The 16,626-nt window shown below is 65.3% G+C and carries 14 protein-coding genes; 3 read left to right on the forward strand and 11 right to left on the reverse strand.

From position 1 onward, the window contains the following. Positions 1 to 29 precede the first annotated feature (29 nt). Positions 30 to 869: a ferritin-like domain-containing protein gene (locus AWB78_RS00455; protein ID WP_062601393.1), complete on the reverse strand. Its 840-nt coding sequence runs from the start codon at positions 867 to 869 to the stop codon at positions 30 to 32. Positions 870 to 1,092: 223 nt separating this feature from the next. Here AWB78_RS00455 and AWB78_RS00460 point away from each other — a divergent pair, with 223 nt between their 5' ends. The 3 genes from AWB78_RS00460 to AWB78_RS00470 all read left to right on the forward strand — a co-directional run bounded on the left by AWB78_RS00460 (position 1,093) and on the right by AWB78_RS00470 (position 3,132). Then, positions 1,093 to 1,617: a gamma carbonic anhydrase family protein gene (locus AWB78_RS00460; protein WP_061123873.1), complete on the forward strand. Its 525-nt coding sequence runs from the start codon at positions 1,093 to 1,095 to the stop codon at positions 1,615 to 1,617. Between the two features lie 46 nt (positions 1,618 to 1,663). Then, positions 1,664 to 2,614 carry an Hsp33 family molecular chaperone HslO gene (gene hslO / locus AWB78_RS00465; RefSeq protein ID WP_062601394.1) on the forward strand — a complete coding sequence of 317 codons (951 nt, stop codon included), beginning with the start codon at positions 1,664 to 1,666 and terminating at the stop codon, positions 2,612 to 2,614. A gap of 164 nt (positions 2,615 to 2,778) precedes the next feature. Continuing rightward, the gene (locus tag AWB78_RS00470) at positions 2,779 to 3,132 is read left to right on the forward strand and encodes a hypothetical protein (protein ID WP_062601395.1); all 354 of its coding nucleotides are present in this window, start codon (positions 2,779 to 2,781) and stop codon (positions 3,130 to 3,132) included. An 88-nt stretch (positions 3,133 to 3,220) separates the two neighbouring features. On the opposite strand, the gene ftsB is transcribed toward AWB78_RS00470, so the two are convergent. The 10 genes from ftsB to AWB78_RS00520 form a co-directional block, all read right to left on the reverse strand. Then, complete coding sequence (gene ftsB, locus AWB78_RS00475) at positions 3,221 to 3,688, reverse strand: cell division protein FtsB (RefSeq protein WP_062601396.1); 468 nt, start codon at positions 3,686 to 3,688, stop codon at positions 3,221 to 3,223. 113 nt (positions 3,689 to 3,801) lie between these two features. Next, positions 3,802 to 5,085 (reverse strand): phosphopyruvate hydratase, encoded by a 1,284-nt coding sequence (gene eno / locus AWB78_RS00480; RefSeq protein WP_014191822.1) that lies wholly within the window; start codon positions 5,083 to 5,085, stop codon positions 3,802 to 3,804. 406 nt (positions 5,086 to 5,491) lie between these two features. Further along, entirely contained in the window at positions 5,492 to 6,346 is an 855-nt protein-coding gene (gene kdsA / locus AWB78_RS00485) for a 3-deoxy-8-phosphooctulonate synthase (RefSeq protein ID WP_062601397.1), read from the reverse strand. Further along, entirely contained in the window at positions 6,343 to 8,037 is a 1,695-nt protein-coding gene (gene pyrG, locus AWB78_RS00490; RefSeq protein WP_062601398.1) for a CTP synthase, read from the reverse strand. Before pyrG ends, kdsA begins: the two co-directional genes overlap by 4 nt. Before the next feature lie 171 nt (positions 8,038 to 8,208). Next, positions 8,209 to 9,030 (reverse strand): alpha/beta fold hydrolase, encoded by an 822-nt coding sequence (locus AWB78_RS00495; protein ID WP_062601399.1) that lies wholly within the window; start codon positions 9,028 to 9,030, stop codon positions 8,209 to 8,211. 16 nt (positions 9,031 to 9,046) lie between these two features. Then, a complete protein-coding gene (locus AWB78_RS00500) occupies positions 9,047 to 11,530 on the reverse strand; it encodes a ComEC/Rec2 family competence protein (RefSeq protein ID WP_062601729.1) in 2,484 nt (827 codons plus the stop codon). An 81-nt stretch (positions 11,531 to 11,611) separates the two neighbouring features. After that, positions 11,612 to 12,400, reverse strand: coding sequence for a TatD family hydrolase (locus AWB78_RS00505; RefSeq protein ID WP_062601400.1), 789 nt, complete (start codon positions 12,398 to 12,400; stop codon positions 11,612 to 11,614). A gap of 25 nt (positions 12,401 to 12,425) precedes the next feature. After that, entirely contained in the window at positions 12,426 to 13,139 is a 714-nt protein-coding gene (gene lolD, locus AWB78_RS00510; RefSeq protein WP_062601401.1) for a lipoprotein-releasing ABC transporter ATP-binding protein LolD, read from the reverse strand. Further along, the gene (locus AWB78_RS00515; RefSeq protein WP_062601402.1) at positions 13,132 to 14,385 is read right to left on the reverse strand and encodes a lipoprotein-releasing ABC transporter permease subunit; all 1,254 of its coding nucleotides are present in this window, start codon (positions 14,383 to 14,385) and stop codon (positions 13,132 to 13,134) included. Before AWB78_RS00515 ends, lolD begins: the two co-directional genes overlap by 8 nt. A gap of 244 nt (positions 14,386 to 14,629) precedes the next feature. Then, a complete protein-coding gene (locus tag AWB78_RS00520) occupies positions 14,630 to 16,444 on the reverse strand; it encodes a hypothetical protein (RefSeq protein WP_232477579.1) in 1,815 nt (604 codons plus the stop codon). Positions 16,445 to 16,626 lie beyond the last annotated feature (182 nt).

Below are 16,626 nucleotides of genomic sequence, written 5' to 3' on the forward strand. Positions count from 1 at the left end.
ATCGTTCGATTATAGCGGCGATGGGCGCGCTACTTTGCGTCGTCGAGGCCGGCGAGCGCGCGCAACTCGGCCTCGTCGAAGCCGGCGTCGCGGCGGGCCTCGAAGTTGAACGGGCCGCGCAGCTTCGGCGCGTGATAGCGCTCGGCGAGGCTTTCGTAGGTCGTGTGCGGATCGAGATTCTCGCCGTCGCACAGGAAACGGAACCAGCGATTGCCGATCAGCACGTGCCCGATTTCATCGCGCAGGATCACGTCGAGGATCGCCGCCGACGCGTGATCGCCCGCCTGCGCGAGGCGCTTTCTGATAGGCGGCGACGCGTCGAGTCCACGCGCTTCCAGCGTGCGCGGCACGAGCGCCATGCGCGCGAGCACATCTCCGCGCGTGCGCTGCGCCATTTCCCACAGGCCGTCGTGAGCGGGGAAATCGCCGTAGGCGTGGCCGAACTCGGCGAGCCGCGCGCTCAGCAACGAAAAATGATGCGCTTCCTCGGCAGCCACTTTCAACCAGTCAAGATAAAAATCGACTGGCATCGACGGAAAGCGCCATACGGCGTCGAGCGCGAGATTGATCGCATTGAATTCGATGTGCGCGAGCGCGTGCAGCAGCACCGCGCGCCCTGCTTCCGACTGCATGCCGCGGCGCTTCAGCGACGAGGGTTCGACGAGTGCCGGGCGCTCGGGCCTTCCGGGCAAGTCGCCCGGTTCCGCGAATGTCGCGCCCGGATCGATGCGCGACGGCTCCGCGCGCACCGCGTCCCACAGCGCGCCGGCGCGCGCCGCTTTCGCGGCGGGCTCGCGCTCGCGCAGGATGTCGAGCGCCGCGCGGCGTGCGCAATCGTCGGCGTCGGGGAAAATCGTTGACTCGTGCATCGGACTATCTCGAAAACAGACGGCGAAGGCGACGGTCCGGCGGACCAATGTCGCAAACAGCTAAAATGGTAATCCCGGCGAACGCCTCATCACGCGCAACAATCGGCGCAAGGATCGCGCGACGGCGTCGGTCACGCCGCACCGGCAGGCGCGCATTTTAGCGCCGCAGCCACGCGGCGCCGCGCGCGCCCCACCTTCACGACACCACGCCCCAGGAGACAATGTGGCCATCTACAAACTCGGCGACGACGCCCCCACCATCCACGAAAGCGTGTTCCTCGCGGACACCGCGACCATCATCGGCCGCGTGACGCTCGAGGAAAACGCGAGCGTCTGGCCCGCCGCCGCGCTGCGCGGCGACAACGAGCCGATCGTCGTCGGGCGCGGCAGCAATGTCCAGGAAGGTGCCGTGCTGCATGCGGACCCGGGCTTTCCGCTGACGATCGAAAACGACGTCACCGTCGGCCATCAGGCGATGCTGCACGGCTGCACGATCAAGGAAGGCTCGCTGATCGGGATTCAGGCGGTGGTCTTGAATGGTGCGGTGATCGGCCGCAACTGTCTGGTTGGCGCGGGCGCCGTCGTCACCGAAGGCAAGGTGTTCCCGGACAACACGCTGATTCTCGGCTCGCCCGCGAAGGCGGTGCGTGAGATCGGCGAGGCGGATATCGCCCGCATGCGCGCGGCCACGGCAAGCTATGCCGACCGGCGCGAATATTACAAGGCGCAGCTCGTGCGCATCGGCTGAGCACCGCGCAAGACGGCGCATCGGCCTCATTACCCAAGGAAGAGTTGTGAACGACCAGTTGCAGAAATTCATGTTCAACGCGGCGCCCGTGCGCGGCGAGATCGTCTCATTGCACCACACGTGGCAGGAAGTGCTTGCGCGCCGCGCCTATCCGCTGGCCGTGCGCAACGTGCTCGGCGAGATGATGGCCGCGTGCGCGCTCCTGTCGGCGAACCTCAAGTTCGACGGCACGCTCGTCATGCAGATCTACGGCGACGGCCCGGTGAAGATGCTGGTCGTGCAATGCCACTCGAACCTCTCGCTGCGCGCCACCGCCAAGCTCGCGGAAGGCGTGGAGGGCGAGCTCGAGAACGAGATGTCGCTCGCCGATCTGCTGAACCGGCACGGGCGTGGCCGCTGTGTCATCACGCTCGATCCCGCCGACAAAAAGCCGGGGCAGCAGCCGTATCAGGGCATCGTGCCGCTGTCGGGCGAGCATGGTCCGCTTGCATCGATGGCCGAAGTGCTCGAGCACTACATGCATCACTCCGAGCAGCTCGACACGCGCCTGTGGCTCGCCGCCGATACCGATCGCGCGGTCGGCATGCTGCTCCAGAAGCTGCCGGGCGATGGCGGCATCATCCCGCATCCGGGCGAGCACGACGCCGACACCTGGCAGCGCGTCTGTCATCTCGGCAGTACGCTTTCGAATGAGGAATTGCTGAAGGAAGAGCCGGAGACGGTCTTCAAGCGGCTCTTCTGGCAGGAGAACGTGCAGCATTTCGATCCCGCGCCGGCGCGCTTCCAGTGCACGTGCTCGCGCGAGAAAGTGGGCGGCATGCTGAAGATGCTCGGCCGCGAGGAAGTCGACAGCGTGCTCGAGGAGCGCGGCGACGTCGAAGTGCATTGCGAGTTCTGCAACCAGCGCTACGACTTCGACGCCGTCGACGTCGCGCAACTTTTTGTCGCGAAAGAACTCTCACAGGGTGTGAGCCCGGCGTCGGATCAGCGGCACTGAGCACCTGCGAAAGCCTTGTTCAGCGGGCGTTACGCCGCACTGGCCGAAGCGCCGGAGGCACGACGCGCGGCGGTCGTGCCCACCCGGCGCGGGTGTCTCGTCATATCCGCTGCGCGCTATGATGGGGCTCTTGCTTAGTTGTCCGACCCGCTGGAGGTCGCCAGATGAAAACCGCAACGCTCAACCTGAAACTCGCGTCGTGCATCGCCGGGGTGGCGCTCGCCGCCGGCTGCACGATGGACCCGCCCGGCCCCTCGCCCATCTATAGCCGCCTGCCCGATGCGCCCCCCGCGCTTCAGCAGACGCTGACGCCGCAACAGCAGATGGACCGCTACAACGCCATCGACAAGCAGGCGCTGAACGAATCGCAACAGGCCGCCGCAGCGGGCAACGCCGCGAAGACGATGTCGCAGTTCTACGCGCCCATGCCGGTCTCGGTCTACGGCGGATATTCGAGCGGCGGCTGGGGCGGCGGTCCATACTGGGGTGTCGGCACCGGTTTCGGCACCGCGTGGTGAGCGAAGCAGCAAGCAGAAGCCGGATACAAAAATGGCGCGGTCGATGTGACCGCGCCATTTTTTCGTCTTGCCCGATGAAGCCGCCACGCTACTGCGCCGCGCCCTCCTGCTTCTTCTTCGCTTCAGCCGCTTTTTCCTTCTGCGCCTTCTTGTCCATGTCGCGCAACTCCTGCTTCGAGCGCGAAACGGGATTCGGCACCACGCGCAGCGGCGCCGCCGAGACCTGACCGCGCGTCGAGCCGGTCACGCCCGGCACGTTCGCCGAATTGACGGGCGCGGTGGAATTCGGCGAGACGAACTGCACGAAGACTTCGCTGTCTTTCACCATGCCCATCTCGTAGCGCGCGCGCTCTTCCACGGCGGCAGTGCCGCCTTGAAGATCCTGCACTTCGCCCTGGACGCGCTCGTTGCGCAATCGAAGGTTCGTGTTCTTCTCCGTCTGCTGCGCGAGCTGCTGTTGCAATTCATGCACACGCAGCCAGCCGCCGTGCCCCCACCAGAGCGGGTATTGGATCAGCACCAGCAACAGAACCAGAACGACAGTTACGAGCCGCATTCACGTAGCCGAAATAAGCGCCGCCCCGCGGCAAAAAAGCCGTTGGGCGGCGGGCTTCAAAGATGACGCATCAAAGACCACTAAGCGTCTTATCGACTAAAGCGGCAAAAGCTTTAGCGCAAGTTATAGAACGCCGACTTGCCCGGGTAGCTGGCGATATCGCCGAGATCTTCCTCGATGCGCAGCAGCTGGTTGTACTTCGAGATGCGATCGCTGCGCGACAGCGAACCCGTCTTGATCTGACCGGCATTCAGGCCGACCGCAATATCCGCGATGGTCGAATCTTCCGTTTCGCCCGAGCGGTGCGAGATGACGGCGGTGTAGCCCGCGCGCTTGGCCATTTCGATCGCCGCGAAGGTTTCCGTCAGCGTGCCGATCTGGTTGATCTTGATGAGGATCGAGTTCGCGATGCCCTTCTCGATGCCTTCCTTCAGGATGCGCGTGTTGGTGACGAAGAGATCGTCGCCGACGAGCTGGATCTTCTTGCCGAGCTTGTCGGTGAGCAGCTTCCAGCCTTCCCAGTCGGACTCGTGCATGCCGTCCTCGATCGAAACGATCGGGAACTTGTCGGCCAGCGTGGCCAGATAATCCGTGAATTCCGCCGACGACAGTTGCAGGCCTTCGCCCGCGAGCTGGTACTTGCCATCGTGGTAGAACTCGCTCGCCGCGCAGTCGAGCGCGAGCAGCACGTCTTCACCCGCGCGGTAGCCGGCCTTCTCGATGGCTTGCAGGATGGTCGACAGGCACTCGTCGTTGCTGCCGAAGTTCGGCGCGAAGCCGCCTTCGTCGCCCACCGCCGTGCTCATGCCGCGCTCGGCCAGAATCTTCTTCAGCGCATGGAACACTTCGGCGCCGCAGCGCAACGCTTCGCGGAAGGTCGGCTGGCTCACCGGCACGATCATGAATTCCTGGATGTCCAGGCTGTTGTTCGCGTGCGCGCCGCCGTTGACGATGTTCATCATCGGCACGGGAAGCTGCATCGCGCCCGAGCCGCCGAAGTAGCGGTAGAGCGGCAGGCCGGCTTCTTCAGCCGCGGCCTTGGCGACCGCCATCGACACGGCCAGCATCGCGTTCGCGCCGAGGCGCGACTTGTTGTCGGTGCCGTCGAGCTCGAGCAGGGTCTTGTCGAGGAAAGCCTGTTCCGAGGCGTCGAGGCCCATGATGGCTTCGGAGATCTCGGTGTTGATGTGTTCGACGGCCTTCAGCACGCCTTTGCCGTTGTAGCGGCCGGCTTCGTCGTCGCGCAGTTCGATGGCTTCGCGCGAACCGGTGGACGCACCCGACGGCACCGCGGCGCGGCCCATCGTGCCCGATTCGAGCAACACGTCGCATTCGACGGTCGGATTGCCTCGCGAATCGAGAATCTCGCGTCCGATGATATCTACGATAGCACTCATGGTTTCCTCAAGAAATGACGATGAATTCTGTCAGTCACAACGAAGCGCGCCGCGTGTTTTTACACTTCGATACACCCATCGGCGCGCGCTTCACTGGCTTCGCTCAGACCTTTCGATGACCGCCGGGTTCAGCTCCGGCGCAGCGAGCGGTCATATCGGGATCGGCGATTCATCGCGACCTGGCGCAGATGCCGCCCTCATCGCGAATCGAATCCGATCCGCATCGCTTTCGTGGGGAGCGGGCGTTGGTCCCGCTGATCGCGGGTATCGCCCTGATGCGTTGCACGCTCCGCCGTTGCTCCGGTCACTCCAGGTGACCTTCGCGACGCGGGCGCCGATCAGGACGCCCGTGTCTTGCTGCTTCTCGTTACTTTTTGCTGCCGTTTGCTGCTTTTTCTGCCGATGCTCAGCTGAAATCGTTCTCGAGGAACGCGCCGCTCTTCACCGCGCGATCGATCGTGATGAGCGTCGTGAGCAACGCTTCCATGTGATGCAGCGGCACCGCGTTCGGGCCGTCCGACTTCGCGCAGGCCGGGTCCGGATGCGTCTCCATGAAGAGACCGGCCACGCCCGTCGCGACCGCCGCGCGCGCCAGCACCGGCACGAACTCGCGCTGACCGCCCGAACTCGTGCCCTGCCCGCCCGGCAACTGCACCGAGTGGGTTGCATCGAACACGACGGGCGCGTTGGTTTCGCGCATGATCGCGAGCGAACGCATGTCGGACACGAGATTGTTATAGCCGAACGACACACCACGCTCGCACGCCATGAAGCGGTCTTCCGACAGACCCGCTTCACGCGCCGCGTCGCGCGCCTTGTCGATCACGTTCGTCATGTCGTGCGGCGCGAGGAACTGGCCCTTCTTGATGTTGACGGGCTTGCCCGAGCGCGCGCACGCGTGGATGAAGTCGGTCTGACGGCACAGGAACGCGGGCGTCTGCAGCACGTCGACGACCGATGCGACCGCTTCGATTTCTTCTTCCGTGTGCACGTCGGTGAGAACCGGCACGCCGAGTTGCTTCTTCACTTCGCCGAGAATGCGCAGCCCTTCGTCCATGCCGGGACCGCGAAACGACTTGCCCGAGCTGCGGTTCGCCTTGTCGAACGACGACTTGTAGATGAACGGCACGCCGAGCTTCGAGGTGATTTCCTTGAGGCGCCCGGCGACGTCGATTGTCATCTGCTCCGACTCGACCACGCACGTACCGGCGATCAGAAAGAACGGCTTGTCGAGACCCGCTTCGAAGTGACACAGCTTCATGCTTGTGCTCCTGCGGTAGCTGCTGCGCGGACCGGCGCCTTCGCGCCGCCTGCCTCGGCGTGCCCGCGCGCCGCTTCGACGAACGCCTTGAAGAGCGGATGCCCGTCGCGCGGCGTCGAGGTGAATTCGGGGTGGAACTGCACGCCGACGAACCACGGGTGCAACGACTGCGGCAACTCCATCATCTCGGGCAGATCCTCGCTCGGGGTACGGGCGCTGATGATAAGCCCGCCCGCCTCGAGTTGGGGCACGAAACGGTTATTGACTTCATAACGGTGACGATGACGCTCGTTCACATCGGTGCCGTAGATGCGCTCGGCCATCGTGCCGGGCTTGATCGGGCACTTCTGCGAACCGAGGCGCATGGTGCCGCCGAGATCCGACTCTTCGTTGCGCTTTTCGATGCGGCCTGCGCGGTCGTACCACTCGGTGATGAGCGCGACGACCGGGTTCTTCGTGTCCTGATCGAACTCGGTACTGTTCGCGTCTGCCAGACCGGCGACATCGCGTGCGAACTCGATCACCGCGAGCTGCATGCCGAGGCAGATGCCGAGATACGGCGTCTTCGATTCACGCGCATAGCGGATCGCCTTGATCTTGCCTTCCGTGCCGCGACGGCCGAAACCGCCCGGCACCAGCACGGCGTCGAGGTGCTTCAGCGCGTCGGTGCCTTCGGCGTCGATCTGCTCCGAATCGATGTACTCGATGTTGACCTTCGTCGACGTATGAATGGCCGCGTGACGCAGCGCTTCGATCAGCGACTTGTACGACTCCGTCAGTTCGACATACTTGCCGACCATGCCGATGGTCACTTCGCTCTTCGGATTCTCGAGCTTCTGCACGAGGTCCGACCACATTTTCAGATCGGCCGGCGGCGGCGAGAGCTTAAGCTCTTCGCAGATGATGTCGTCGAGATGCTGGTCGTTGAGCATCTGCGGAATCTTGTAGATGCTGTCCGCGTCCCACACGGAGATGACCGCGTCTTCCTGCACGTTCGAGAAGAGCGAAATCTTCTGGCGCTCGTCGTCGGGGATCGGACGGTCCGCGCGGCACAGGAGCACGTTCGGATAGATACCGATTTCGCGCAGCTTCTGCACGCTGTGCTGCGTGGGCTTCGTCTTCAGCTCGCCCGCGGTCGCGATGAACGGCACGAGCGTCAGGTGCACGAAGCACGCGCTGTTGCGGCCCATGCGCAGACTCATCTGACGTGCGGCTTCGAGGAACGGCAGCGATTCGATGTCACCCACCGTGCCGCCGATCTCGACGATCGCGACATCCGGCTGGCCGCACGTGGCCGCGGCCGCGCCGCGCTCGACGAACGCCTGGATTTCGTTGGTGATGTGCGGAATGACCTGCACCGTCTTGCCGAGATACTCGCCGCGGCGTTCCTTGCGGATCACCGATTCGTAGATCTGGCCGGTGGTGAAATTGTTGGCCTTGCGCATCTTCGTGCTGATGAAGCGCTCGTAGTGGCCGAGGTCGAGGTCGGTCTCCGCGCCGTCTTCCGTCACGAACACTTCCCCGTGCTGGAACGGGCTCATCGTGCCGGGGTCGACGTTGATGTAGGGATCGAGCTTGAGGAGAGTGACTTTGAGACCGCGCGATTCGAGGATCGCGGCGAGGGAGGCGGCGGCAATACCCTTGCCAAGGGACGAAACTACGCCGCCGGTGACGAATACATATTTGGTCATCGCTAGATGCTCGCGGGAAAAACGGATTATACCGTAAAGGCAGGTTCCCACGAAGCGCGCGCGAGCCGGGAGTTGACTGCAAATACGCCCATTTTCATGCCGTTCGCGCGGATCATTTCGTCACGCATTCGTCAAGCCCCGGAGGCGTGCTCGCGCCCTTTTGACGAGCCGTCAGAGGGATGCCCGCATCGCCTTAAGCAGGCGCTGCACTGCACGCGCGGTGTCGACCGGACGCTCCATCGGAAAGAGATGGCTGCCTTCCATCCATTCGAAATACTCGCCCGCGATGCGCCGCGTCATGCCGAGTCCGACCTGCCGCACTTCACGCGAATGCGTCCCCGCGATGAAGCCGACCGGCACCGGCGCGCCGTGCGCGAGCCGCGCGCCGAGCGTGTGCGGCAGCGTGCGGTAGATCAGATACTCGATGTGCCGGTCGAATGCGAGCGTGCGGGCGCCGTTCGCTTGAGTCTGCGGAATGCCGAAGTCGATATAGTCTGCGAGCATGCGCGCGTCCCAGCGCGCGAACGCGGGCTTCGCCAGGAAATGCCGCCATGCCTCCTCGCGGCTCGCCCATTGCGTGCGGCGCTTCTTCGTCGCGGCGGCGGGCGACAGCCGCTCGTCCAGCCCGGTCCATTGCGTGACGCGCAACAGGCTGCTCTTCCAGCCCGCGATCACCGGCGAATCGAGCATCACGACGCCTTTCACCCACCGCGGACGTTTCAGCGCCGCCATCATCGACAGATAGCCGCCGAGCGAATGCCCGACGAGCCACACTTTCGGATGCCCTTCATCGGCGTCGCGGCGATAGCGGCTCATATCGTCGATGAGTTGATCGACGAGATACGGCCAGTCGCGCGTGACCGGAAAGCGCGCGTCATGACCGATGCGCTCGATGCTGCGAATCTCGTAATCGTCGGCGAGCTCCGAGAAAATCGTGCGATACGTCGACGCCGGAAAGCCGTTCGCGTGCGAGAAATGGATGATGTCTTTCAAGCGTGTCTCTGTTTTTTTAGCGCGCCATCCAGTAGCGCGCGTGGCTTTGCCGGTAGCGCTCGAACGTGATCTGCGAACCGATTTCGCTGCGTGCCGCGCCGTCTTCGTCGCTGCGCGAGAGAACGATATCGCGCATCCGATACCGCGCGAAGACAGTCGGATGCGGATGATGAAAGCGGTTGCGATAGCCTACCTGAAATATCGCCGCGAACGGCCCGACGGAATCGAGGAAAGGCTCGATCGACGAGGTCCGGCTGCCGTGATGCGGCACGATCAGCACGTCGGCGCGCAAGGCGGCGCCTTCATGCGCGATCAGCGTTCTTTCGACGTCGGCTTCGATATCCGCCGCGAACAGCGCCGCGCGCCCCGCCGCGCTCGTCACCTTCAGCACGCACGACTGATGGTTCGGCTTGCCTGAAAGCGGGCCGGGCTCGGGCCACAGCATGCGGAACTCGACGCCGTCCCACGTCCAGCGCTGCCCGGCCGCGCAACGCAGCGTTTGCGCGCCGCGCGAGCGTGCGCCGGACCAGAGCGCGTCGTTCGCCGGCAACGACGCGAGCAACTGCCGCACGGCGATCGACTGCAGCACGGCCGGCGCGCCGCCCGCGTGATCCGAATCGGAATGGCTGATCACGAGCGCATCGAGCGCATGCACGCCCGCGGCCCGCAGATACGGCACCACGATGCGCTCGCCCGCATGCGTCGATTCCGGGCCGGGACCGGCGTCGAAGAGCAGCGTATGCCGCGCGGTCTCGACGACGAGCGCCGAACCCTGACCGATATCGAGGGCGGTCACGCGAAACGCACCTTCGGGCGCGGGATGCGCGGCGGGCGCGAGAAGCGGCAGCCAGGTCAGCGGCGCGGCGAAGCGCAACGGCCAGCCGCGCGGCGCGAGCGCCCACGCGATGCCGATGCACGATGCGGCGAGCGCGAACGCATCGGGCCGAGGCAGATACCAGAGCGGCGACGACGCGGCATCGGCGAGGCGCGCGAGCATGTCGCAGAGCACGGACAGCGCGGCATGCGCGGCGTGGAGCATCGGTGCGTCGAGCGGTGCGGGAAGCATGAACCCGGCGAGTGTCGCGGGCGTAACGAGCACGCTGATCCACGGAATCGCGAACGCATTCGCGAGCGGGCCGAAGAGCGGAATCTGCGAGAACCAGTAGACGGTGAGCGGCGCGAGCGCGATCGTCACCGCGTACTGCACGCGCACGCTCGACGCGATGTGACGCCGCGCGCGACCGACGAACCGCGCGATGAACGCGAGCGGCCTGCGCTTTCTCGAAGGCTCGGGACGCCCCCCGACTTCGCTCGGGTCGACGCGATCCCATTGATCGATATCATCGTGATCCTGCGCCTGCGCCCGCGATTCGACCCGGCCCGCCGACGCGATCGCATGCAGGATCGCCGCCACCGCGCAGAACGACAGCCAGAATCCCGGCGACGTCACCGCCCACGGATCGGCGATCAGCACGAACGCGAGCGCCCACAAAAGCACGAGCGACGACGCTGGCCGCCGCCCGCACAGAAACGCGACCGCGACGATCAGCAGCATCCAGAGCGTGCGCTGCGCGGGCACGTTGAATCCGGCGAGCGCGGCGTAGCACGCGGCGAACGCGGCCGCGCCGGCCGCCGCCACTTTCGGCGCCGCCGCGATCAGCGGCGCGCTCACGCCCCGCACGCGAATGCGCTTCCATGCGAAGCCGACGATCAACGCCGCCAGTCCCGCGACGAAGCCGATATGCAAGCCCGATATCGCGACCAGATGGCTCGTGCCGGTCGCGCGCATGACGGTCCAGTCGGCGTCGCTGACGGCGTCCTGCGCGCCCACCGCGAGCGCGACGATGATCCCGCGATGCGGCGCATCGCCCAGAACGCTTTCGATGCGATCGCGCGCGCGGGCGCGCAGACGATCGATCGTCAGACGCGGGCCGGTTGCATCGGGCCTCAGACGACGCGGCATGCGCGCGGTCGATACGTTGCCCGTCGCGCGGATCCCGCTTTCGAGCAAGCTTGCTTCGGCATCGCGCAAGCCGAAGTTCGCGTTCGCGTGCGCGCGCTTCAGACGCGCGCTCAACGTCCATCGCTCACCGGCCCGAAGCTTCGCGTGATCCGGCGACATCCAGACCAGTCGCACGAGGCGCGGAAAGTCACGCAGGCCCGCGCCGTTCGTTTGCACTTCGAAGAGAAAGCGCGTGCCATCGGGCTGTTGCTGCGGCAGCCCGTGCACGAAACCGGTCAGTTCGATATCGCGCTGCTCGTATTCGACGGGCAATTGCTCGCGCAGCCGCACGTCGGCGCGTATCGCGGCATACGCGAAGCCGAACGCGCAAGCCGCGATCGCGAAGCTCGCGATGCGCACGCGCGGCTTCATCGCGCCGAGCGTCATCGCGAAGAGAAACGAAGCGACACACGCCGTCCACCCGATCGAATCCGGCAAGCGAGCCTGCTGCTGCAACCACCAGACGCCCAACGCAAATCCCAGCAGAATCGCCCGCACTTCTTCCTCTTCGTTCTTCGTCACGGCGAACGCATGCGTCCGGAACGGCGTCCGGAACCAACGATGCGTTGACTGAAACGATTATGAAGAGGCGAGCGCGAGCCGTGGGAGCGCTGCGTGAGCGTTGGCCATTGTGCCTAGGGAAAGCGCGTTTTCATCGATGCCGCGCAACTGCGCGAGCACCTTCGCGATGGCCGCGACCTGATCCGGCGTGTTGCGCCGCTTGTAGAGCCACGAAGGCGCGATGTCGGGTGCATCGGTTTCGAGCACGATCGCGTCGAGCGGCAGTTCGGTCGCGAGACGGCGAATCTGCAGCGCGCGCTCGAAGGTCAGATTGCCGCCGAAGCCGAGATGCATGCCCTGCGCGATGAACGCCTCGGCCTGCTGAAAACTGCCGTTGAACGCATGCGCGATGCCGCCGTGGATATCGTGCACGCGCAGGCCCTTCAGCACCTTGTCCTGCGACTTGCGCACATGACAAATGACCGGCAGATCGAATTCCCGCGCGAGCTTCAGCTGTTCGTTATAGAAGAACTGCTGGCGCGCATCGTCGAGCGTCGGCACGAAGTAATCGAGCCCGATCTCGCCGATGCCGACGAAAAGCGGATCGTCGAGACTCGCCTCGATTTCATCGCGCAGCACACGCAGATCGTCTTCGTGCGCGCCCGGCGTGAAGAGCGGATGAATGCCGAGCGCATACGCGCCGCCCGTGACGCGATGCGCGAGCGCGCGCACCGTGCCGAAGTTGCCGCGATCGACGCCCGGAATCACGATGCGCGTGACGCCCGCGCCGAGCGCCGCAGCGGCGACGGCGTCGCGGTCGGCGTCGAATTCTCCGGCATCGAGATGACAGTGCGTATCGATCCACATGGCGGCCTCCGCGCCTCGCGAAACGTCAGACCGGCACGACCGGCTCTTCGTGCAGCACGCCGTCGCGCAGGCGCATGATACGGTCGCAGCGCGCGGCGAGATCGGGATCGTGCGTGACGATCACGAAGCTCGTTTCGAGCGTCTGCGACAACTCCAGCATCAGGTTGAAGACGGTATCGGCCGTGCCGCCGTCGAGATTGCCGGTGGGTTCGTCGGCCAGCACGCACGCCGGACGCGTGACGAGCGCGCGCGCGATCGCCACGCGCTGCCGCTCGCCGCCCGACAGCGCGCCCGGCCGATGCTTCGCGCGATGCCCGATGCCCACGCGTTCGAGCATCTGCTGTGCCTCCTTGCGCGCGTCGTCTTCCGACATGCGGCGGATGCGCAGCGGCATCGCCACGTTATCGAGCGCCGTGAATTCCGGCAGCAGATGATGGAACTGATACACGAAGCCGAGCGCGCGGTTGCGCAGCTCGTTGCGCTCCTTCTCCTTCAGCTCGGTGAACGGCTTGCCGAGCAGCGAGACCTTGCCGGCGCTCGGCTCGTCGAGGCCGCCGAGCACGTGCAGAAGCGTGCTCTTGCCCGAACCCGACGCGCCGACGATCGCGAGCTTCTCGCCCTTCATCACTTCGAGTTGCGCGTTGTTGAGCACCTGCACGTTGAAGCCGCCCTGCACGAAGGTCTTCGAAATCGCGGATGCGTGCAGCACGACATTGTTGGCGGGAATCAGATCACTCATAGCGCAGCGCCTCCGCCGGACGAACCTTCGCGCCGCGCCAGCTCGGATAGAGCGTCGCGAGCGACGACAACAGGAATGCGATGACGCCGATCTTCGCGACATCGCCCGGCACGAGCTCGGACGGCAGCTCGCTGATGAAGTACACCGAAGACGGCAGGAACTGCACGTTGAAGAGATGCTCGATCATCGGCACGAGCCACGGAATGCTCCACGCGATGAGACAGCCGAGCGTGACGCCGAGCGCCGTGCCGATGAAGCCGATCGTCACGCCCTGCACGACGAAGATTTTCATGATCGAGCCGGGTTGCGCGCCGAGCGTGCGCAGGATGGCGATATCGGCCTGCTTGTCGGTGACCGTCATCACGAGCGACGACACCAGATTGAACGCCGCCACCGCGATGATCAGCGTGAGGATGATGAACATCATGCGCTTTTCGATCTGCACGGCGGAGAACCAGGTCTTGTTCTGCTGCGTCCAGTCGCGGATGTAGAGATCGCCCGAGAGCGTGCGCGCGAGCTGGCGCGCGACTTCGGGCGCGCGCTGCATGTCCTTCAGGCGCAGGCGCACGCCGGTCGGCGCGGGCAGGCGGAAGAGCGCTTCGGCATCGCGGATCGAGATGAGCGCGAGCGTCGAGTCGTACTCGTAGTGTCCCGACTCGAAGATGCCGACCACCGTGAACTGCTTGAGGCGCGGCATCATCCCGGCCGGCGTGATGGTGCCTTCGGGCGCGACGAGCGTGATCTTGTCGCCGTCCATCACGCCGAGATTGGCCGCGAGATCCTTGCCGAGCACGATGCCGAATTCGCCCGGCCTGAGGTCCGTGAGCTTGCCCGCGCGCATTTCCTTGCCGATGTCCGATACCTCCGGCTCGAGCGTCGGTTCCACGCCGCGCAGCGCGACGCCGCTCACCGCGCCCTGGCGCGTGAGCAATGCCTGCGCTTCGACATACGGTGCCGCGCCGGTCACTTCCGGATTGCGGCGCGCTTCCTGCGCGGTCAGTTGCCAGTTGGGCATGGAGCCGGTCGGCGAGAAAATTTCGACGTGCGCGAGCACCGAGAGCATGCGGTCGCGCACTTCCTTCTGGAAGCCGTTCATGACCGACAGCACGACGATCAGCGCGGCGACGCCGAGCGCGATGCCCGCCATCGACACGAGCGCGATGAAGGAGATGAAGCCGTTGCCTGTCGTGCGTTTGCTGGCGCGTGTGTAACGCCAGCCTATCTGCCATTCGTACGGAAGTTTCAAGCGATTCCTTTCTGCTGCTGGTTCAGCGTTGATGTGCCCCGGTGGCGCGGCGGTTGTCGCTTTGCCCGATGTCGCCGGCATTGCGTGAATGCACCGCGGCGCGGCGCCGATGCATGGCGACGGCGGCGTAGCGGGCCGACGTCCCACGCCCGAGCGTGAAATTTGCGAAAGTTTGCCATATATGGCGGGAGCGAGACGTTACGCGACGCCGAAACGCGTGCCTTGCGGACGGCCTCCGATCGTCTCAGCGCAGGCTCACGCGGCACCACTGGTAGACGGAAACGCCCGCCCCGATGCCGGAGCGATAGCGCTCGCACGACGCCGTATCGAGCACGAAGCCATTGCGCTCGAACGCGGGCGCTGCTCGCTCGGCCAGAAAGCGGTTTTCGGCATCGACGTCGCGCACGTCGTCGGCGCGCAGATCGAGGCGGCAGCGTTTGGAACCGGCGGCTTCGTCGTGATAGCTCGCGCGCAGGCGCAGATGATCCACGGCCCAGCGCAGCGCGCCGCAGCCCCGCGCGCCCGACGTTACACCGAGCCGGTCGAGAAACGCATTCGTGCGCGCGACGGTCTCGATTCGCCCGTTGTAGCTTCCGTCGATGAGCGCGAATGCGGGGCCGCCGCGCGAGCGCACCGTCTCGCGCACGCGTTCCTCGAAGGCCGGACCGCGCGGAAAACTGCTGTCGATCTGCGTGAACGCGACTTCGACGGGAAAGCGCGTCGCGAGCCAGGACCACGCGGTGCTCGAACTGTAGATGATGGCCGTCGTGCGCGCGGGCTCGGACAACACCGGAAGCTCCGCGTGATAGAGCGGGTCCGCCCAGCCCTCATGGCCCCAGTTGCGCACGCCGCCGCCGACCGTCACCGCGACCGCACCGCCGATGAGCCAGAACGCCGCGCGCCGCGCCAGCCGATACTCGAAGAGCCGCTGGAGCAGCACGAACATGACGATCGGCGTGAGCACTTCGACGGCGACGATGTATCGGTAGATGCTGAAGCCTTTCATCCACGCGAGATAGCCGAGCGCGACATAGACGACGACGAAACGCGCCCGCGTGTCGAGGGGCGCCATACCGCGCCCGCGGAACTTCGCGACGACGCGCGCCGCGACCCAGATCCAGAACAGCGCATAAAGGATCGGCCACACGATCTGCCGCACCGGCACTTCGCCGACACGCTTCGGGTCGGCGGCGAACACGAATGGCCACAGCGCGGTTTCGACCACGTTGCGCGGCAGCCAGCGCACGTCGCCGGCGATCGGCACGGTCAGCGGATCGGGGAACCACTTCGCGAAGAGCGGGAAGAACGGGTTGCCGTACAACTGCCACATGTGGAACAGCCAATAGCCGCCCGTCACGGCGAATCCGGCCAGCGCGCCGATGCCGAAGACAAAGGCGAGCCGCACGCGCGCGGCAAGCGATGCGGGATACCACATGAGGGCCGCGCACAGCGCCACGGCGAAGATTGCATTGGTGAGCTTGAAACCGACGCCGAGCCCGCACAGGACGCCGCTGCCTGCAACGACGAGCCAGCTTCGCACGCGCACCGATGACAGCGTCTCCCAGTTCGCAAGCAGCACGAGCAGGCTCGCGAGACTGAAGAGCGCGGTCGTATCGTCGCCCATCGAGTTGCCGAGGCCGGTCAGGAAGCTGCCGCTCAGGCAGCCCGCGAGCGCGAGCAGCAGCGGCACGCGATTCGCGTCCTCCGCCGTTCGATTTGGCACCGCATGCCGCGCCACGTGGAACAGGAGCACGAACACGAGGCCATGCAGCGCGCCCATCGCGAAGCCGACGACGCGCGAAGGCAGATGCGTATTCAGCCAGTACAGCCCGACGTCGAGCATCGGATTGAAGTACGACTGCATGCCCGCGGGCGCGAAGTCGATCGACAGCTTGCCGTTGAGCCACGCGAACGGGTTGTACAGGTGATAGTTGTAGAGATCCCAGTTTGCGTCCGCGCCGAGCCACAGGGAATACAGGCCGAAGAACACCGGCACGAGAGCGAGTGCCAGGGCACGCGTGCGCGATGAGTTCAGATCGGCGGACTTCAGTCTCGCCATCCATGACGACCGCGACGCGGGTATATCGGATGTCCGCATCGGAACGAATGCTTTCAATTTTGAGGAGGCGCCATTCTACGTGGCCGCACGCGCCTGGCTCAAAATTTCGACCCGCGACGGCAAGGCAGACACGTCCGCGCCGTCACCGCATGGCCGCGCATCGGTCGATGCGCTTTGGCCTA

It is taken from the genome of Caballeronia calidae (genome assembly GCF_900044055.2).
GTDB classification, from domain to species: Bacteria; Pseudomonadota; Gammaproteobacteria; order Burkholderiales; family Burkholderiaceae; genus Caballeronia; species Caballeronia calidae.